At 69.8% G+C, this 17,608-nt stretch carries 16 protein-coding genes and 1 other RNA gene; 6 read left to right on the top strand and 11 right to left on the bottom strand.

Translation table 11 applies throughout. The features are described 5' to 3' along the window. Positions 1–103 precede the first annotated feature (103 nt). Positions 104–508 (bottom strand): Fur family transcriptional regulator, encoded by a 405-nt coding sequence (locus FZO89_RS16195; RefSeq protein ID WP_149104457.1) that lies wholly within the window; start codon positions 506–508, stop codon positions 104–106. Between the two features lie 118 nt (positions 509–626). On the opposite strand from FZO89_RS16195, the gene FZO89_RS16190 reads away from it, so the two are divergent. Further along, complete coding sequence (locus FZO89_RS16190; protein ID WP_262378766.1) at positions 627–1,016, top strand: outer membrane protein assembly factor BamE; 390 nt, start codon at positions 627–629, stop codon at positions 1,014–1,016. Here FZO89_RS16190 and FZO89_RS16185 read toward each other — a convergent pair. Further along, positions 1,013–1,282 carry an RnfH family protein gene (locus FZO89_RS16185; RefSeq protein WP_149104455.1) on the bottom strand — a complete coding sequence of 90 codons (270 nt, stop codon included), beginning with the start codon at positions 1,280–1,282 and terminating at the stop codon, positions 1,013–1,015. The two genes, FZO89_RS16190 and FZO89_RS16185, sit on opposite strands and share 4 nt — an antisense overlap. A gap of 1 nt (position 1,283) precedes the next feature. After that, positions 1,284–1,712 (bottom strand): type II toxin-antitoxin system RatA family toxin, encoded by a 429-nt coding sequence (locus tag FZO89_RS16180; protein WP_149104454.1) that lies wholly within the window; start codon positions 1,710–1,712, stop codon positions 1,284–1,286. Between the two features lie 40 nt (positions 1,713–1,752). Between FZO89_RS16180 and smpB the strand changes: the two genes are divergently transcribed. Then, positions 1,753–2,247, top strand: a complete 495-nt coding sequence (smpB, locus tag FZO89_RS16175) for an SsrA-binding protein SmpB (RefSeq protein ID WP_149104664.1) — start codon at positions 1,753–1,755, stop codon at positions 2,245–2,247. Positions 2,248–2,519: 272 nt separating this feature from the next. On the opposite strand, the gene FZO89_RS16170 is transcribed toward smpB, so the two are convergent. After that, a complete protein-coding gene (locus FZO89_RS16170) occupies positions 2,520–4,736 on the bottom strand; it encodes a CHASE domain-containing protein (RefSeq protein WP_187471228.1) in 2,217 nt (738 codons plus the stop codon). A 125-nt stretch (positions 4,737–4,861) separates the two neighbouring features. Between FZO89_RS16170 and ssrA the strand changes: the two genes are divergently transcribed. Both ssrA and FZO89_RS16160 read left to right on the top strand, forming a co-directional pair. Next, positions 4,862–5,214, top strand: a transfer-messenger RNA (tmRNA) gene (gene ssrA, locus FZO89_RS16165). 355 nt (positions 5,215–5,569) lie between these two features. After that, complete coding sequence (locus tag FZO89_RS16160; RefSeq protein WP_149104452.1) at positions 5,570–6,337, top strand: hypothetical protein; 768 nt, start codon at positions 5,570–5,572, stop codon at positions 6,335–6,337. Between the two features lie 72 nt (positions 6,338–6,409). Here the strand turns inward: FZO89_RS16160 and FZO89_RS16155 are convergent, their stop codons facing one another. The 5 genes from FZO89_RS16155 to FZO89_RS16135 all read right to left on the bottom strand — a co-directional run bounded on the left by FZO89_RS16155 (position 6,410) and on the right by FZO89_RS16135 (position 12,495). Next, positions 6,410–7,117, bottom strand: coding sequence for an SAM-dependent methyltransferase (locus FZO89_RS16155; protein ID WP_149104451.1), 708 nt, complete (start codon positions 7,115–7,117; stop codon positions 6,410–6,412). Beyond that, positions 7,114–8,475, bottom strand: a complete 1,362-nt coding sequence (locus tag FZO89_RS16150) for an APC family permease (protein ID WP_149104450.1) — start codon at positions 8,473–8,475, stop codon at positions 7,114–7,116. The genes FZO89_RS16155 and FZO89_RS16150 overlap by 4 nt, the downstream gene beginning before the upstream one ends. Before the next feature lie 241 nt (positions 8,476–8,716). Continuing rightward, positions 8,717–9,394 carry a YiaD family glycine zipper/OmpA-like lipoprotein gene (locus FZO89_RS16145; protein WP_149104449.1) on the bottom strand — a complete coding sequence of 226 codons (678 nt, stop codon included), beginning with the start codon at positions 9,392–9,394 and terminating at the stop codon, positions 8,717–8,719. Positions 9,395–9,516: 122 nt separating this feature from the next. Beyond that, the gene (locus FZO89_RS16140; RefSeq protein WP_149104448.1) at positions 9,517–11,016 is read right to left on the bottom strand and encodes a WS/DGAT/MGAT family O-acyltransferase; all 1,500 of its coding nucleotides are present in this window, start codon (positions 11,014–11,016) and stop codon (positions 9,517–9,519) included. A gap of 48 nt (positions 11,017–11,064) precedes the next feature. Next, entirely contained in the window at positions 11,065–12,495 is a 1,431-nt protein-coding gene (locus FZO89_RS16135) for a cryptochrome/photolyase family protein (RefSeq protein WP_149104447.1), read from the bottom strand. A 219-nt stretch (positions 12,496–12,714) separates the two neighbouring features. On the opposite strand from FZO89_RS16135, the gene FZO89_RS16130 reads away from it, so the two are divergent. Further along, positions 12,715–13,413: a hypothetical protein gene (locus tag FZO89_RS16130; protein ID WP_149104446.1), complete on the top strand. Its 699-nt coding sequence runs from the start codon at positions 12,715–12,717 to the stop codon at positions 13,411–13,413. Between the two features lie 105 nt (positions 13,414–13,518). Here FZO89_RS16130 and alr read toward each other — a convergent pair whose 3' ends face one another. Next, positions 13,519–14,754, bottom strand: a complete 1,236-nt coding sequence (gene alr / locus FZO89_RS16125) for an alanine racemase (RefSeq protein ID WP_187471227.1) — start codon at positions 14,752–14,754, stop codon at positions 13,519–13,521. A gap of 97 nt (positions 14,755–14,851) precedes the next feature. On the opposite strand from alr, the gene FZO89_RS16120 reads away from it, so the two are divergent. Next, the gene (locus FZO89_RS16120) at positions 14,852–15,697 is read left to right on the top strand and encodes a hypothetical protein (protein WP_149104444.1); all 846 of its coding nucleotides are present in this window, start codon (positions 14,852–14,854) and stop codon (positions 15,695–15,697) included. A 72-nt stretch (positions 15,698–15,769) separates the two neighbouring features. Here FZO89_RS16120 and FZO89_RS16115 read toward each other — a convergent pair whose 3' ends face one another. Further along, a complete protein-coding gene (locus FZO89_RS16115; RefSeq protein WP_149104443.1) occupies positions 15,770–17,170 on the bottom strand; it encodes a replicative DNA helicase in 1,401 nt (466 codons plus the stop codon). Positions 17,171–17,608: the final 438 nt, after the last annotated feature.

Here is a 17,608-nt window from a genome sequence, read left to right as displayed (position 1 = left end):
CGCCGTCGGGGAATCCTTGCGGCGGGGGCGCCCGAGGGCGCGCCGTGGAACGGAATGACCGGGCCCGATGCGCCCGATGCGCGCGCTGCGTCCGGACCCGGGCTCAGCGCTTCCTGCGCACGTACAGCACCAGCGAATGCTCGTCGAGCGCATAGCCATGCTCGCCGGCGATCTTGTTGAGCAGGGCCACGATCTCGGGGCTCTCGAACTCGGTGATGTGGCCGGTGCCGACGTCGACCATGTGGTAGTGGTGGTCGCCGCGGTCGATCTCGTACAGGGCGTGGCCGCCCTCGAAGTTGTGCTTGACCACGAGGCCGGCGGCCTCGAACTGGGTCAGGACGCGATACACGGTGGCCAGGCCGATCTCGTCGCCCTGCTCGAGCAGCTGCCGGTAGATGTCCTCGGCGGTCATGTGCTGGCGCGGGGTCTTGAGTTCGAGCAGCTCGAGGATGCGCATCCGCGGATGCGTCACCTTCAGCCCGGCCTTGCGCAAATCCATCGATTCCATGGGGTCTCCGTTCACGGGCGGTTTAGCGCCAGCTGCCTGGACGCCGGTCGCGATGCGCGCGGTGGAGTGTATCATCGCGCCACCCCAGCCGATCCTCGCAGGCCCCTGCTTCATGCCCATGTCCCGCATCGCGCTCGCCCTCCTGATCGCCATGGCCACCGCCGGCTGCGGCATGCTCTACAAGCAGCCGATCTACCAGGGCAACCTCATCGAGAAGTCGGCCATCGACCAGCTCCAGGTCGGCATGGACAAGCAGCAGGTGCTGACCCTGCTCGGCACCCCGTCGATCGCCGATCCGTTCCACCACCAGCGCTGGGACTACACCGCGACCCAGCGGCTCAACCGCCGCGGCCACACCGAGGTCAGGAACATGACCCTGTGGTTCGAGAACGACCAGCTGGCGAAGTGGGAAGGCGAGTACTTCGCCGAGCAGGACAAGGAGTTGTCCGAGCGCATGCGCCGCTTCGGCAACCTGCCCAAGGAAAAGGGCAACCAGCAGCGCCGCTAGCGCGCCGGCTTGTCCGCCTGCGCACGGGCGCGGCGGCGCCGGTTGTCCTTCGGATCCGCCAGCAGCGGCTCCAGCAGTTCCAGCCTGTCCCCGTGGTGCAGCGGCGCGTCCCGCGTGGTGCGCTCGCCGTGGATGGCATAGCCCGCGAGTCCGGCCTGCGCGATCCTGGTCGCCGCCAGCGCGTCGGCGACGTTCGCGCCTTCCGGCAGATCGAGCTCCTGCGCTTCGAAACGCTCGCGCCAGGCCCTGATCACCTGTACGCGCACGTCAGGCCTCGGTGTCGGCCACGCGCACGAAGTCGTCGACCATGCGGTCGGCCAGCCCGCGCAGCCCCAGCGACAGCACCGGCAGCATCAGGCTGCTCTGCGGCTCGAAGTCGAGCGACAGCGAGACCTTGCACGCGGCCTCGTCCAGCGCGTGGAACTGCCAGCGTCCCCGCAACCGCCTGAACGGCCCGTCGTGCAGGTCCATGTCGATGTGGTGCGGCGGCGAGAGCGTGTTCTCGGTGGTGAACCAGGTCCGGAAGCCGCCGATCCCGAGTTCGAGCCTGGCGAGGACCCGCGCGTCCCCCGCCTCCAGCACCTCGGCGTGCTCGCACCATTCGAAGCGGCGGGGATAGGCGGCGATGTCGTTCACCAGGGCGAACATCCGGTTCACGGAGTGTTCCACCAGCGCGCTGCGTTCGATCGTGGGCATGTGGCTCGCGTACGTGACCGGCTTCGGGGACAATGGCGGCATGGCCAAGCAGAGCGGCAAGGATAAGGCAAACGGCGACCGCACCATCGCCCTCAACAAGCGCGCGCGCCACGATTACCACCTCGAGCAGCGATTCGAGGCGGGCATGGCCCTCCAGGGCTGGGAGCTCAAGGCGATCCGCGCCGGCCGCGCGAACATCGGCGAGAGTTACGCGGTCGTGCGCGACGGCGAACTGTACCTGTTCGGGGCCCAGATCACGCCGCTGATCCAGGCCTCCACGCACGTCGTCGCCGACGCCCACCGCACCCGCAAGCTGTTGTTGCACCGGCGCGAGATCGACAACCTGATCGGCCGCGTGCAGCGCGACGGCTACACCCTGGTGCCGACCGCGCTGTACTGGAAGGGCAACAAGGTCAAGGCCGAACTGGCGCTGGCGAAGGGCAAGCAGAGCCACGACAAGCGGCAGGTGGCGAAGGATCGGGACTGGGCCCGCGACAAGCAGCGCGTGATGCGGGCGCACAACCGGCACGCCTGACCTCGATTCCTGCAAGCGGGTATCCATGCGCGCGGCGGCGCGAGATGCATGCGCTGCCGCCCGGGGGTCGCGCGCGGCGCGGCCCGCGACAAGCAACGCGTGATGCGGGCGCACAACCGGCACGCCTGACCTCGATTCCTGCAAGCGGGTATCCATGCGCGCGGCGGCGCGAGATGCATGCGCTGCCGCCCGGGGGTCGCGCGCGGCGCGGCACACGGCAGGCAGGCGTGATTCACTTGCCGGCAAGCGCTTGCCTGAAGGCGTGGCGCCCCTCAGCCTTCCGCGTTCGCCGCCTCGGCCCGCGCCGGCAACGTGAACCGGAACGTCGCGCCCCGCCCCACCGCCCCCTCGGCGCGGATCGTGCCGCCATGGCGTTCGACGATCCGCTTCACCGTGGCCAGGCCGATGCCATGGCCTTCAAACTCGTCGGCGCCATGCAGCCGCTGGAACGGCCGGAACAGCTTCGACGCATAGGCCGGGTCGAAACCCGCGCCGTTGTCCCGAACGAAGAACTCCACCATGCCCGGCATGGCCCCGTCCCCGGCAGCGCGGCCGAATTCGATGCGCGCATGTTCCGTCCCGCCGGTGAACTTCCAGGCGTTGCCCAGCAGGTTCTGCAGCAGGTTGCGAAGCAGCGCCACGTCGCCGCCGGCCTCGAGCCCGGGTTCGACCACCGTCTCGACCCGTCGCGACGGATCGGACTGCTGCAGTTCGGCAAGGCATTCGCCGGCCAGGCCACTGAGGTCCACGTCGGTGCGCCGCAGCGGCTCGCGCGCGATACGCGATATCTTCAGCAGCGCATCGATCAGCTCGTCCATGCGGTTGGCGGCATTGCGCACCCGCGCCAGATAATCGATCCCGTCCGCGCCGATCGAGCCGCCGAACCGTTCTCCGAGCAGCCGGCTGAAGCCCTCCACGGTCCGTAGCGGCGCGCGCAGGTCGTGCGAGACGCTGTAGGCGAACGACTCCAGCTCGTGGTTGGCCAGGGTCAGTTCCCGCGTGCGTTGCTCCACCCGCGCCTCCAGCGTGCGGTTGAGCATGCGCACCTCGCGCTCCGCGCGCAGGCGATCGGTAACGTCGTCCACCTGCACCAGGGCGGCGACGTCGCTGCCGACATCGCCCGGCACCGGCGAATGCACCAGTTGCACGAGGCGGATATCGCCGTCGTTGCGGCGCAGCTGCAGGGTCAATGGCTCGGCGTGCCCGCCCGCGAGTACGGCGTCGGCGATCGGATCGACGAACTGCGCCGCGAACGCCGTACCGGGCAGGCTCTCCGGCGTGGCGCCGAGGGTGCGCGCCAGGGCCGGGTTCGCCTCGACGATGCGGCCTGCGCCGTCCAGCAGCGCGATGCCGCTGCCCGAGTAGAGCATCGCATTGCGGAAACGCTGCTCGCTGCGCCGGTACGATTCGCTCATGGCATCGGCCAGGCGCTCGGCCCGCGACTGGGTGTGCGCCAGCGCCAGCACCACCGCGAACAGCAGCAGCGACATGATCACGCCGGCGACGATGATCGCCTGGATGTTCGACGGGCGGCCCTCGGCTCCCGCCGGCGCTGGCTGCGACTGGAAATCGATGCGCCAGCGCCGGCCGTACAGGTCGAAGGTTTCGCTGTGACGCAGGCTGTCCGGGTTCGCTCCGTCGGTGAACCCGGCGTCCTCGTGGATCAGTGTCTCCCGCCCCTCGCCATCGCCGATGTCGACGATGCGCACGACCTGGCCTGCACCGAACGGCTCGAGCGCGCTGTCGATGAAGGTGCGGGCATGGAACGGCGCGTACACCCATCCGGAAATGGCCGTGCGCCTGGCCAGCGGGTTGCCCGGCTGGATCCCGTTGGCATAGACCGGGGCGTACATCAGCAGGCCGTTGCGGCGACCGTCGCCGCCGCGCTGGATCAGGTTGACCGGGGCCGTCAGGCGTACTTCGCCGGTGTCTCGCGCATCCGCCATCGCGTGGTGGCGGGTCGCCTCCGAGAACATGTCGTAGCCCAACACGCTGCGGTTGCCGATGGTCTGCGGCTCGAGCATCAGTACCGGGCCGTAGACCTCGCGTACGCCGTGCGGCCGGATCTGGAACAGCCCCTGTCCCTCCTCGCGCATGGCCAGTTGCAGCGCCTCCAGGTCCGACCGCCGCAGGTAGGGCACGTAGCCCAGTCCGAGCAGGCCGTGGAACTGGCGCTCGATGTCGAGACCACCGACGTAGTCGCGCCACTGGCGATGGGTGGGGCGCGACACCGACCAGTACAGCGACACGCCGCCACGCAGGGCGAGTTCGTAATGCAGCAGGCGCTGGCGCAGCAGCATCGCGATCTCGCCGCTCTGGGCGGCGAATTCGGCCTGCCGCGCACGCTGCTCGCGCGCGCCGGCCTCGCGCGCGTACAGCCAGACCATCAGCAGCGAGCCGACCAGCACCACCACCGCCAGCACGTAGCCGCGGCGCAGCGACGGACGGCTGCGATCGGCCCTGGCCTCCCCGGACGGACTACGCGACATGGCGCGCAGCATACCGTCCCGCCCGGCGCGGTCGCGCCTGAACGCGCGCCGCGACGCCGCCGGAGGCGCCTTGCATGGGCGCGGACCGCCCCTATACTGCCTTCGTCAGCGTGATCGACGCTCCCGGGGGTGCACTGGCTTCGACGGGGGTCGCGAAATCGCCTGGTGCATGCCGAGGGGGCAGCTTTCCTCGTTAATCCAGCGGCAAACACTTAGTTGCCAACGACGACAACTACGCTCTCGCCGCTTAAGGCGTAAGCCCCGAACCCACTTGTGCCCGTACTCGTGGATGTAGGGTCATCATTACGGGAACCAGCCGCGGCGGCCGCCTGTCTGCCGTGGTTGAACTCACAGGCTGGTTCCCTGGCGCGCTTCGCACGCCGTGCTGCCAGGGGACGAGATCCAACGGCGGGCTAAGCATGTAGGACCGGGGATGGAGTGCCTTCGGACGCGGGTTCGATTCCCGCCACCTCCACCATATATCTCCGTAAGACCGGACACTCGGGCCGCCTCGTGGCGGCCCGAGTCGTCTGTACGGTCAGGGATGCGAGTTCGTCCAGACGCATTGCGCATTGAGCGGCACGTCCACGATGATCCACGTCGCCGGGCGCGTTCACTTCCCTCTGCCGACCCAGCGCCTGGCTGCTCCACCACGTCGCGACTACGAGGGCACCTGGGTGCCCACTCCTGCCCCGTCCCCGGAGCGCTGGCGTACCGTCGGCAGACTGCCGCTTCGCGAGACCGCCCGCCGGAACACCGATGCACGCGGCGATCGACGACCGATGCAATCTCCGCTGGCATCATGACGCGATATCCATGACGCAGGCCCTGCAGTGACGAACGTGCTCGTCGTACTGGTTGTCGCGCTCCTGACAGCAGGCGACTCCCGCGAATCCACGTCCCGCACCGGGCCCGCCCGCCAGGCGATTGCGACGTCCGTCGCGTCCGGGCCCGGGTCGCACGCTTCCGCCAGCGCAACCGCAGCGCGCAAGCACGCTCGCAGCGAAAGCCTCGTGTTCCACTACACGAACCCGAACGCGAGGTTGACCGAAGGCGGCATGCGGTTGACCAGCACGGGCCCGGACATGGTGGCCGCAGGCTTCATCGAGACCCCGATCACCGGGCAAGCCTACGTCGAGGCCGTCGTGTTCCACGGCGGACGACACGCTGCGGGCATTTCCCTCTGGGGCGACCCTCCCGACCGCCTGGTCGACGATGCGCATCCGGGCCGCGCGTACGGCAGGCCGGGAGCGTCGGTGCAAGCCGTCTCCGCATGGTCGGTCGTGGCCTACGCGAACTATGGCCTACCGCTCGAGACGAAGGCTGCCGTGGGCTCGCTGACCGGCGAGCCTCGACAACGCGTCGTCATCCAGCTTGCCGTCGATGCGGCTAAACGCGCGGTGTGGGTCAAGCTCCCGACCGGCGGCGGCTGGGTGGGTGGGGGCAATCCCGCAACTGGCGAAAGCCCGACCCTGATTCTCGCCGGCACCAGCCCGATCCGCGTGGGTGGCAACGCATCCGATCCAGGCAACTTCGTGGAATTCCTGGCGCCGGCACACCATGTCGGATCTCCGCCATCGGGCTACGGGCCGCTGGGTTGAGATCACGCCGACGGATTGCGACCGTGTTCTTTGCGCGTGCTTCGACAGGCCGGCATTCCGTCGCCCGGCGGTTCAGCGCTCCGGCACCGTCCACAGGTGGATCACGCTGCTGTCGATGCGGCGGGTCTGTTCCGGCGGCCAGTCGTCGCCCATGTCGAAGGCGTGACTGACGATGCGGGTGCCGGGTTCGAGCTCGGCAAGCAGCCTGGGGCGCAGCTTGCGGTTCAGGCTGGGCAGCAAGTACAGCGTCACCACGGTCGCCTCGCTGAAGTCGGATTCGAACAGGTCCTCCTGGCGGAAGCTGACCCGATCGGTGACGCCGGCGGCACGGGCGTTGGCGTTCGCCTCGCGAATGCGCACCGGCTCGATGTCGATACCGACCGCGCGGATGCCGAACCTGCGCGCCGCCGTGATCGGGATGCGGCCGTCGCCCGAGCCCAGGTCGTAGAGCACGTCATCCGGGCCCACGCCGGCCAGCTCCAGCATCGCCTCCACCACCGGCTGCGGGGTCGGCACGTAGATCACGTCGGGCTCGCGATAGCCCGGTGGGCGCGCTTCGCGCGTGTAGGCGTCGCGATAGACGAGGCCGGGCGCGGCATCTTCCTGCGCGGCTTCGGCGAGGTCGTCGGGCGTGGCATCGGCGGTCTTACCGGCCGCCTCGACCGGCGCCGTCGCGTCGGGCGCCTGCGATGCCGGGATGGGGTCGGACGGTTCCTCCGCGCAGGCGGACAGCAGCGTCGCGTACAGCGCCAGAACGGCGAACGACTTCGGTATGGTCATGGCAAGGACTCCGGTTGCGGGTGCGGAGGGTCTACGAACGGTAGCAGCAACGCGCCCGTCGCCAGCACGGCGACGCCGACCAGGGCGCCCAGTCCGGTATGGGCGAGGCTGGCGTACAGCAGGAAGGCGCTGGTCGCGCAGAACAGCAGCGGCAGGACCGGATACAGCGGCACCCGGAACGGGCGCGGGGCATCGGGATCGCGCCGGCGCAGCACGAACAACGCGACCCCCACCAGCAGGAAGAACAGCCAGAACACCGGTGCGGTGTATTCCACCGCCATCCTGAAACCGTCCAGCGCGGTCGCGGCGAGCGCGACCAGCGCCAGAGACAGCCCGCCCTGCAGCAGCACCGCCGCCCGCGGCGAGCCGTGGCGCACGTCCCAGCGACCGATCGCGGCGAGAGCACGGACGTCGCGGCCCACCGCGTACACCCCGCGCGCACCGGTGATCAGCGTGGCATTGGCCGACGTGAGCGCGGCAACGACCACGATCGCACTCATCAGCGTCGCGCCTGGTCCGCCGAAGACCGCACGCATCATGTCCGCGGCCACCGCGTCGGATGCGGCCATGCCGCCCATGCCGAGGACCCGCAGGTAGGCGAGGTTGGCGAGCACGTACAGCGCCGCGATCACCACCAGGCTCAGGCCCAGGATGCGCGGCATCCACCGGCGTGCATCGCGCACCTCCGCGGTCAGGTACACCGCCTCGTTCCAGCCACCGTAGGTCAGCAGCACGAACACGAGGACCAGCCCGAGCGAGCCGCCATCCGCATCGGTCGCAACCGGCACCGCGGGGGCGTCCGGCGCGAACAGCAGGCCGGCCGCAATCACCAGGCACAGCCCGAGCACTTCGACCAGGGTCAGCAGGTTCTGCAGGCCGGTGCCCTGGCGCACGCCCCACCAGTTGCAGGCGGTCAGCAGCACGACCGTGGCCGCCGCGTAGACCGGGGACGACCAGGCACCGAGGTCGACGATCTGCCGCATGTAGTCGCCGACCACGTAGGCAAGCAACACGATCGAACCGGTCTGGATGACGGTCAGCCGCGCCCAGGCGTACAGGAACGCCAGGCGCCGTCCGTAGGCGCGATGCAGGTAGGCGTAGTCGCCGCCGGCCTGCGGGTAGGCGGTGGCAAGCTCGGCGTAGCACAGCGCACCGGCGAGCGAGAGCAGCCCCCCCGCGACCCAGGCCAGCAGCATCGCCAGTTCACCCGGCGCGGCACCTGCGACCAGCGATGGCGTACGGAAGATCCCCGCCCCGACCACGATGCCGATGGTGACCGCGAACGCCTCGCGCTTGTCGAGGACCGGGCGCGGCCGTCCCGGGTCGCTGCTGGGCGTGGTCTGGGGTGCGGGATCCATGCGGTGCGTGGCGTCACGCGGGCGGGCGACGCATCGTGTTCGCCCGGATTGGAACAACCGCGACATTCGCATCGCGTGAACGGACGCCGCGGCGGGTATCGACGCGGACGGCCGCGCGCACACCCGGCGGCACCATTGCCGCCTGCCAGCCGCATCGCGAAAAAAGGGCCGCTTGCGCGGCCCTTCGTTGTTTCCCTCAGGACGCCAGCGATCGCGCGCCCGTACTCGTACCCTTCTTCGCTCAGGTCTGCAGCGGCACGATCCGGACCTCGACGCGACGGTTCAGTGCGCGGCCCTGCTCGGTGCTGTTGTCGGCCACCGGGTAGCGGTAGCCGAAGCCGGCGACCTCGAAGCGCTCGCGCTGCAGGCCCTGGCCGATCAGGTAGGTGGCCACGTTCTGGGCGCGCTGCTCGGAGATGCGCTGGTTGACCGCCTCGCCGCCGACGTTGTCGGTGTGGCCGCTGACCTCGACGATGGTCTGGTTGTACTCGCGCAGGGTGGCGGCCACGTTGTTGAGCGCCGGGTAGAACTGCGGCTTGAGCTCGGTACGGTTGAAGTCGAAGGTCACGCCGTCGGGCAGGTTGAGCTTGATGGTGTCGCCGTCGCGGACCACGTCGATGCCGGTGCCGGCGGTCTGGCGACGCAGCTCGGCTTCCTGGCGATCCTGGTAGGCGCCGACCGCGCCACCGGCCAGGCCGCCGACGCCGGCGCCGACGAGGGCGCGCTGGCGACGCTCGGTCGCGTCGCTGCCGCTGAGCAGGCCCGCGACCGCGCCGATGCCGGCGCCGATCAGGGCGTTGTTGCGGGTACGGTTGGGGTCGTCCGGAGCATTGGTCTGGCCGGTGTAGCTGGCACAGCTGGTGAGCAGCATCGAGCCGGCGAGGACAGCCGAGACGGCGATCGCGTTCTTGTGGCGCATGGTGCGGTCTCCTGGGCGCGGGACAGGTCACCCGCGCGGATGAATGGGCCGACAGCTAACCACGCGTTGCGCCAACGGCGGGTGACGGATCGGCGCGAGCGCCACCGGGCGTCCGGCTTCGTTCAGGATCCCGCCACACCAGCTTCCAGCAGGCCGTCAGCATCGACCGACACCAGCGCCCGCTCCCAGTCCCCCATCATCGCCAGATACAACAGCTTCTCGAATTCGGGCCGGAAACGGCGGATCACCGCGTCCGGGTCCGGCACCAGCCGGCCATCGGCGATCAGCCCGAAGTGGACGCGGCCGTCGTAGCTGAAGATCGAGATGCCGAGCCCGATCGAGCCCGTCTGCGGCACCCAGAACATCAGCTCGGCCACGCGGCTGCCGGCCATGTACAGCGGCTGCTGCGGGCCGGGAACGTTGGTCGCCACCGCGGTGGCCTTGCGGCTGAGCAGGTCCAGCGCCGGCCCCTGCAGCGCCTGCGGCGCCATGCCCAGCGCCGCCAGCAATCCGTAGGCCACCACCGCCTGGCGAGAGCCCTTCAGCCGGTCCATGCATTCGGCCACGCATTCCAGGCGGCGCACCGGGTTGTCCTCGCCGACGGGCAGGTCGAGGAACACCAGGCCGAAATGGTTGCCCAGCTTCTTCGCGTGCTCGAGCGGACGCAGGTTGACCGGTACGGTCGCGCGCAGGCGCATGCCATCCACCGCCTCGCCGCGCGCGAGCATGTAGCTGCGCAGCGCGCCGGCCGCGGCGGCCATCAGCACGTCGTTGACGGTGCAGTCGCAGGCGCGGCCGACCGCCTTGACCTCGTCGAGATCCAGCGGTTCGGCCCAGGCCACGCGCTTGCTCACGCCGAGCGAGCCACGCAGGATCGACGGCGGGTCGTCAGGCAGCGCCAGCGCCTGCAGCAGCTCGCGCGCGATCTCGCCGCCCTCGCGTGCGAGCATCGCGGCAAGGCCCGGGTCCTGCACCATCTCCATGCCCTTGCCGAGCATCCTGCCGCCAAGCCGGCGATATCGCTCGACCGCGCCGACGCGCCGTTCGACCCGCGCGCCGTCCTGCCGCAGCCAGGCGCGGGCAAGCGCCTTGTCCGGGGCCGGATCGCGTGCGGTGTCGGTCAGCGACAGCAGCACCTGCACCAGTGCGATGCCGTCGGCATAACTGTGGTGGATGCGCGCGACCAGGGCCGAGCCGCCGCGGTAGCGCTCCACCAGGTGGAACTGCCACAGCGGGCGCGACGCATCGAGCGGCGTCGACGCCAGCTGGCTGACGAAGCGCTCGAGCGCGCGCTTCTCGGCCGCCTCGCCGCGCGCGCCGTGCCGCTTCTCGCGACCCGGCAGCGCCGACAGCCGCACGTGCCAGTCGAGGTCGAAGTGTTCGTCGTCCTGCCAGGCCGCCCCCGCCGCGCCATCGACGGCCTTCTGCCGGAAGCGCGCGTAAGCCAGGAAACGGGTCCGGATCACCTTGCGCAACTGCGCGACCGACAGCGGCTCGGCCAGCATCAGCACGCCGGTGATCATCATCGGGTTGGTGGGACGCTCCATGCGCAGCCACGCCGTGTCGACCTTCGACATCGGCTCGCGGGGCGCCACGCGGCGCCGTGGGTGTGTTGCGGCCATGCGCCCTCCCGTGCGTCGGGCGAGTGAATCACGGCGCCGTCGGAAGCGTCAATTCGCCGCGGATTCGCGCAGCGCGCGGTAGGCCGCCAGCGCCGCATCGCGGCCGGCGGCAAGGTCCGCGATGGGCCTTGCCGGATAACCAGGCGCGCGCCGTCGCGCGCCGGCCGGATCGGTCCAGGGCGCATGCCGCAGCGGAACCGGCAGGTCCGCCAGCTCCGGCACCCAGCGCGCCACGTAGCGTCCGTCTGGATCGAACCTGGTGGCCTGGGTCACCGGATTGAACACGCGGAAGTACGGCGCGGCATCCGCGCCTGTCCCCGCCACCCATTGCCAGCCCAGGGTGTTGCTGGCGAGGTCGGCATCGACAAGCGTGTCCCAGAACCAGCGCGCGCCCTCGCGCCAGTGCTGGCGCATGTGCTTGCACAGGTAGCTGGCGACGATCATGCGCACGCGGTTGTGCATCCAGCCGGTGTGCCACAACTCGCGCAGGCCGGCATCGACGATCGGCACCCCGGTGCGGCCGGTGCGCCAGGCCTCGAGTGCGCGGCGATCCGCTTTCGCCCAGGCGAACCCGTCGAAGCGCGGGTTGAAGTTGGCGTCGGTGCTGGCGGGAAAATGGTGCAGCAGGTGGTGGGCGAACTCGCGCCAGCCGAGCTCGCGCACGAAGGCATCGATGTCGGCGCCGGTTTCGGCGCGACGCTCCGCTTCAAGCGCCGCTACGATCCGCCAGGGCGCGATCTCGCCGAAGTGCAGGTGCGGCGACAGCCGCGAGGTGCCGACGCGATCCGGACGGTCGCGCCCGTCGCGGTAGCCGCGCAGTGCGCCATCGACGAACACCTCCAGCGCCTCCTGCGCACCAGCTTCGCCGGGCGTCCAGTGCTGCCAGAACGGCGCATCCCAGCCGCGCGCGGGCAGCAACTTGAGGGTGCCGAGCGGGATGCCGTGCGGATCGCCTTCCAGATCCGGCAGCGCGGCGGGCGCATCCGACGGCGGATGCGTGCGCCAGTCGGCCAGTGCCGTGCGCCAGAACGGCGTGAACACGCGGTACGGGCCGTCCTGCTTCGTCGACAGCTGCCACGGCTCGAACAGCAACGCGCCGTTGAAGCTTTCCGCGTGCAGCCCCTGCTCGCGCAGCGCGCGCTTGATCGCGGTGTCGCGGCGCTCGATCTCCGGCTCGTAGCGGCGCGTCCAGTACACCGCTTCCGCGTCGAGGGTGGCGGCCAGCGCCTGCAGCACCGGCAGGGTGGGGCCACGGAAGATCCGCAGGCGCGAACCGCGCGCGCGCAGGTCCGCGTCCAGCGCTTCGAGCGAACGCTGCCGCCAGGCGTTCGAAGCGGCGCCCGGCGCCCAGCCGCCCTCCTCCTCCGGCGCATGGATGTAGACGCAGACGGGCAACTGCCGCGCCGACAACGCCGCCTGCAGCGCCGGCTGGTCGGCCAGGCGGAGATCGTTGCGGAACCAGACGAGGGCATTGGCCATGGCGCAGTATCAGGCGCCCGGGTCGAGCCGGCGTCAATCGGACGCAGGCGCGCCCTGCCGGTCCGGACCAATCATTCCGGCGCCATGGGCGGGAAGGAGCGCTCGCGCCGGTCGAGGAATGGCGAACCCGCCCGGGAAAAACGGGCGGCGCGTCTGGCCAAGGCGGCCCGGGAGGCGCTACGCTGGACGCTCGACTGATCTCAGGAGGAGATCGAAGCCATGAACGGACTCTGGACCGCGCGGATCGCCGCGTCCTGCATCGCCACCCTGCTTTCGGCCCCGCTGGGCGCGCAGGATTCGCCCGGGACCGCGTTCGCCGACGGTGCGGCGGTGGATCTCGCGGCGGGCTCCTGGGACGGCCGCTACCATTTTCCCGGGGTGTACTGCGCCACGTTCCCGATTGCCGAGCGCGCCACCCGCCGCATCAGTGCGCTGTTCAGTGGCAGCGCGGTTTCCCTGGTCCGGGTGGAGTACGGGGCGCCGATCGAGGTCTACCTCGTGTCGTCGACCATGCCCGCCTCGCTGACGGCGGGAGATGAGCACGCGGCACAGCTGGCCAGCGCGCGCGCGTTCGCCGCTTCGTTGCCGCACCTGTACCGGGTCGAAGAGTCGGCGTCGCCGATGGGACCCATGCTGCGCAAGTCGATGACCAACGTCACCCACCCGGCCTCCGACCAGGACCCGTTCCCCCTCGCGATGCGGTTCGTCGATGCGCCGGGCGAAGTCCGGACGGTGGCCGAGTCGCGGCTATTCGCCCGCAGTCCCGATCGATTCGAGGTGGTCGCGGTCGCGGGCCTGCGCGCGGGCGCTACGCCGCGGGAGATCGAACTTGTGCGCGAACTCGTGTCCACCTTCGCCGACGACCTCACCGCATCGCTCCAGGACTGCACCGCGACGATGCCGCGCCGGACCCGATAACCAGGCCCGGCGCGTCCGGGCAGCAAGCGCGCGGGCAGGTTGGCGCGATTGCTCGGGGAGGATTGACGCCGGCCCCGGTCGTCCCGGTCGCTCCGCTTGCGGCTGTCAGCCGATTCCGGTCGGCCGGCCCGCGCGCTCGCCCCCGCGGTACTGGCGCGGGATGCGTTCGTTGAGCTGCACCAGGATCTCGTAGGGGATGGTGCCGGCGGTGCGCGCCACCTCCTCGATCGTGATCGACTCTCCATCCTGCCTGCCGACCAGCACCACCTCGTCCTCGTTGAACGCGCTGTTGTCGCCGATGTCGACCATGAACTGGTCCATGCACACCCGCCCGACCAGCGGATGGCGGCGCCCGCGGATCAGCACCTGCCCGCGCGACGACACGGCGCGCGGCCAGCCGTCGCCGTAGCCGATCGGCACCGTGACCACGCGCGTGTCGTGCAGCGCCGTCCAGGTCGCCCCATAGCCGACCGTGGCGCCTGCGCGCACAACCTTGAAGTACACCACCTGCGACAGCAGCGACAACGCCGACCGCACCGGGATCGCCGGCCGCGACGCCGGATCCGGCAGCACGCCGTAGAGCAGGATGCCCGGACGCACCATGTCCAGATGCGTGTCCGGGAAATGCAGCACGCCGCCGGAATTGGCAAGGTGACGCACGGGCATCGGCGTGCCGAGACGGTCGAAATGCGCGCAGGCCTCGAGGAAGCGCTCGAGCTGCAGCGCGGTCATCGGCGATTCCGGATCGTCGGCACAGGCCAGGTGCGAATACACGCCGCGGATCTCGCACCAGCGCGAGCGCACCGCCGCTTCGACGAAGGGGCCGGCCGAATAGCCGTGCACGCCGATGCGCTCCATGCCGGTGTCGACCTTCAGGTGGATCGCGGCCTTGCGCCCGGCGGCCTCCGCGGCTGCCTCGACCTGGCGCAGCTTGGACAGCGACGACACGGTGATGTCGAGGTCGTGGGAAAGGAACTGGCCGACCTGGTGGCCGAAGATCCCGCCCATCACCAGGATCGGCACTGTCACGCCCGCCCGACGCAGCGCCACGCCCTCCTCCACGAAGGCCACGCCCATCCGCCCGGCGCCGACGGCCTGCAGGTGGCGCGCCACCGGCACCAGCCCGTGGCCGTAGGCATTGGCCTTGACGATCGGCATCACCGCCACGCCGACGTGGGCCTGGATGTTGCGCAGGTTGCCTGCGATCGCGTCGAGGTCGACCACGATGCGGGTGGGGCGCTCGCTCGCCGCGGGAGATGACCTTCCCATCCCCGCCCCGGCAAGAGGTTCGCCGCCGCGATGCGAAGGATCGTCCCCGGGCGTGGCGGAAGCTGTCGACATGCGTGCATGATAGCCGCCGCCACATGCGCGACGGGCCGCGCAAGGCACCTTTTCGCGTTTGCCGATGCCAGGCAGACGACGCATCCGGGAAGACAGCATGAAGCAGAGCAGCATCCGCATCGAAGCCTCCGCGGCCAGGGTCCTGCTGTTCGAGGAGGTCTACCCCGCCCGCGCCGCGCAGGAGCAGGCGGAGAAGAGCAAGCTCAATGCCTTCGGGGCGCTGGCGCGGCTCAACCCGCTGAACCGGCCGAAGCCCGACACCGTGCTGCTGTCGAAATGGGAACTGCGCTACGAGCCTTTCTGGCATGTCGTGGCGCGACGCGATGTCGACTTCACCCACGATGCGACCTACGTGTTGCCGGTTGCCAACCCGCACGCCCAGCGCCTGGACATCGGCGGACAGGTCTATCCGGTGCTCTCGCGCGAGAAGAAGCCGCACATCGAACTGCCCGCGCGCGAACGCTGCCTTCGGCGCGTCGACACTGCCGTCTTCCAGGACGGCATGAAGCGGGAAGTCAAATCCACCGTCCTGCAGCGCTACGTCGACAAGTACCAGGCGACCGAACAGGAACAGCTCGATCGCGACGGCCTGCTGCAGCCGCTGCTCTCGTCCTCGGCGGCGGCGCAGATCGCCCTGTCCCGGCTCGGTTCGGAGGCGATCGACGCCTCGGAGATGCACGACGACACCGTCACCATCGAGAAGCTGCACCTGTACTACCGCCCGGTGTTCGCCTTCGAATACACCTGGGGTGGCGCCGGCAAGGTCGGTGTGGTCGAGGTGGACGGCCTGACCGGCGACGTGGTCGAACTCGGGCAGTGGTTCCGCGAGAAGCTCGGCGGCATGGTGACGCGCGACCTGCTGGTCGACATCGGCGCCGACGCCATCTCGATGGCGATCCCCGGCGGCTCGATCGCGGTCAAGGTGATCAACAGACTGGTATGAGCCGCCCGCCGGGGACGCGGCGGCGAGGTCCGCCACAAGCGGTCGACCGCCGCGCCGGCCTGGGCCGGCGGCCTATTCGAAGCTGCCGATCGAGTCGTGCGCGAGGTTGTCGAAGCGGGTGTATTCGCCGAAGAACTTGAGCTTGAGCGAACCGGTGGGGCCGTTACGCTGCTTGCCGATGATCACCTCGGCCAGGCCCTTGTCGGGCGAGTTTTCCTTGTTGTAGTACTCGTCGCGGTAGATGAAGATGATCACGTCCGCGTCCTGCTCGATCGCGCCCGACTCGCGCAGGTCGGCCATCACCGGACGCTTGTCGGTACGCGTTTCCAGCGAGCGGTTGAGCTGCGAGAGCGCGATCACCGGCACGTTGAGTTCCTTCGCCAGGCCCTTGAGCGAGCGCGAGATCTCGGAGATCTCGGTGGCGCGGTTCTCGCTGTTGCCCGGCACCGCCATCAGCTGCAGGTAGTCGATCACGATCAGGCCCAGGTCGTGCTCGCGCTTGAGCCGGCGCGCCTTGGCGCGCAGCACGTCGGGCGACAGCGCCGGGGTGTCGTCGATGAAGATCTTGGCGTCCTTGATCAGGCGGATCGCGCTGGTCACGCGGCTCCAGTCCTCGTCCTCGAGCTGCCCGGTGCGCAGGCGCGTGGCGTTGACCCGGCCGACCGAGGAGATCAGGCGCAGCGCGAGCTGGCTGGCCGACATTTCCATCGAGAACACCGCGACCGCCTTCTTGGTCTTCATCGCCGCGTATTCGGCCATGTTCAGCGCCAGCGTGGTCTTGCCCATCGACGGACGCGCGGCGAGGATCAGCAGGTCGGTGGGCTGCAGCCCCGCCGTCATCTCGTCGAACTCCTTGTAGCCGGTGGGCATGCCGGTGATGCCGCCACCATTGGCGAAACGTGTCTGCAGGACGTCGAACGCCTCCTGCATCGCCTTGTTGACCGGGGTGAAGTCCTGCCGCCCGCGCGCACCGGCCTCCGCGATCGCGAACACCTCCTGCTCGGCCTTCGCCAGCAGTTCGCTGCTGTCGCGGCCCTCGGGCTGGAAGCCATCGTTGACGATGCCGGTGCCGACCTCGATCAGCTGGCGCAGGATCGCCTTGTCGCGCACGATCTCGGCATAGGCCTTGATGTTCGCGGCCGAGGGCGTGGTACTGACCAGCTCCACCAGGTAGGCGCCGCCGGCGACCTGTTCGGCCAGCCCCTGCGACTCGAACCATTCGCCCAGCGTCACCGCGTCGAACGGCTTGTTCTTCTCGGCCAGTTCGCGGATCGCGCGGTAGATCAGCTGGTGGTCGCGACGGTAGAAGTCGTTGTCGGCGATCAGGTCGGCGATGCGGTCGTAGGCATCCGGCGCCAACATCAACCCGCCCAGCACCGCCTGTTCCGCCTCGACCGACTGCGGCGGCAGGCGCAACTGCTCGATCCTGGGTTCGTTGCGGGCTTCCGGACGGAAACCGGGTCTTGCGGACATCAGGGGGGTCACTCCCGGGGCCGGACCGTCTTGGCGGTCCTGTTGTTGTTCTCGAACGACCATCGTAACGGGGGCGGCTGTGGGTTCGCGATGGAACAAGCTGTGGATAAGGCAGCTTCTACCGCAGGCGCGTCGCAGCAGAGGAGATCGCGGGATGCAGACGTTCGGAGAGTACGACCGCCCATGGGGGACCAAGCTTGGCCGGGTCTGGGTGCAGGCTGGCCGCACGACCTTCAATTACCCGCCCCGATGGCGCCTCTTCCTAAGCGCGGCCTTTGCAAATGGGGCGTTGCGCACGCGCCCGACGGGTCTGGACAGTGTCTCCCAAGAGCGGCGTCTGTCACCGATCGTGGCGTCGAATGCGGGTGCCCTTGGGTACGAATGTCCCCCGGCGACGGCCTCCGGCCCTCGCCTCCTCCTTGATTTCGTACCCAAGGG

It is taken from the genome of Luteimonas viscosa, from assembly GCF_008244685.1.
GTDB lineage: Bacteria > Pseudomonadota > Gammaproteobacteria > Xanthomonadales > Xanthomonadaceae > Luteimonas > Luteimonas viscosa.
Note: the sequence above shows the minus strand (reverse complement) of the source record. Positions and strands in the feature narration are given on the sequence as shown.

What these genes read in the sequence shown, in the direction of transcription:
- FZO89_RS16135 (WP_149104447.1), bottom strand. Translation starts at nt 12,495, where the DNA reads ATGGCCAATGCCCTCGTCTGGTTCCGCAACGATCTCCGCCTGGCCGAC.
- FZO89_RS16115 (WP_149104443.1), bottom strand. Translation starts at nt 17,170, where the DNA reads ATGTCCGCAAGACCCGGTTTCCGTCCGGAAGCCCGCAACGAACCCAGG.
- FZO89_RS16180 (WP_149104454.1), bottom strand. Translation starts at nt 1,712, where the DNA reads ATGCCCACGATCGAACGCAGCGCGCTGGTGGAACACTCCGTGAACCGG.
- FZO89_RS16145 (WP_149104449.1), bottom strand. Translation starts at nt 9,394, where the DNA reads ATGCGCCACAAGAACGCGATCGCCGTCTCGGCTGTCCTCGCCGGCTCG.
- FZO89_RS16150 (WP_149104450.1), bottom strand. Translation starts at nt 8,475, where the DNA reads ATGGATCCCGCACCCCAGACCACGCCCAGCAGCGACCCGGGACGGCCG.
- alr (WP_187471227.1), bottom strand. Translation starts at nt 14,754, where the DNA reads ATGTCGACAGCTTCCGCCACGCCCGGGGACGATCCTTCGCATCGCGGC.
- FZO89_RS16130 (WP_149104446.1), top strand. Translation starts at nt 12,715, where the DNA reads ATGAACGGACTCTGGACCGCGCGGATCGCCGCGTCCTGCATCGCCACC.
- FZO89_RS16120 (WP_149104444.1), top strand. Translation starts at nt 14,852, where the DNA reads ATGAAGCAGAGCAGCATCCGCATCGAAGCCTCCGCGGCCAGGGTCCTG.
- FZO89_RS16140 (WP_149104448.1), bottom strand. Translation starts at nt 11,016, where the DNA reads ATGGCCGCAACACACCCACGGCGCCGCGTGGCGCCCCGCGAGCCGATG.
- smpB (WP_149104664.1), top strand. Translation starts at nt 1,753, where the DNA reads ATGGCCAAGCAGAGCGGCAAGGATAAGGCAAACGGCGACCGCACCATC.
- FZO89_RS16190 (WP_262378766.1), top strand. Translation starts at nt 627, where the DNA reads ATGTCCCGCATCGCGCTCGCCCTCCTGATCGCCATGGCCACCGCCGGC.
- FZO89_RS16170 (WP_187471228.1), bottom strand. Translation starts at nt 4,736, where the DNA reads ATGTCGCGTAGTCCGTCCGGGGAGGCCAGGGCCGATCGCAGCCGTCCG.
- FZO89_RS16195 (WP_149104457.1), bottom strand. Translation starts at nt 508, where the DNA reads ATGGAATCGATGGATTTGCGCAAGGCCGGGCTGAAGGTGACGCATCCG.
- FZO89_RS16155 (WP_149104451.1), bottom strand. Translation starts at nt 7,117, where the DNA reads ATGACCATACCGAAGTCGTTCGCCGTTCTGGCGCTGTACGCGACGCTG.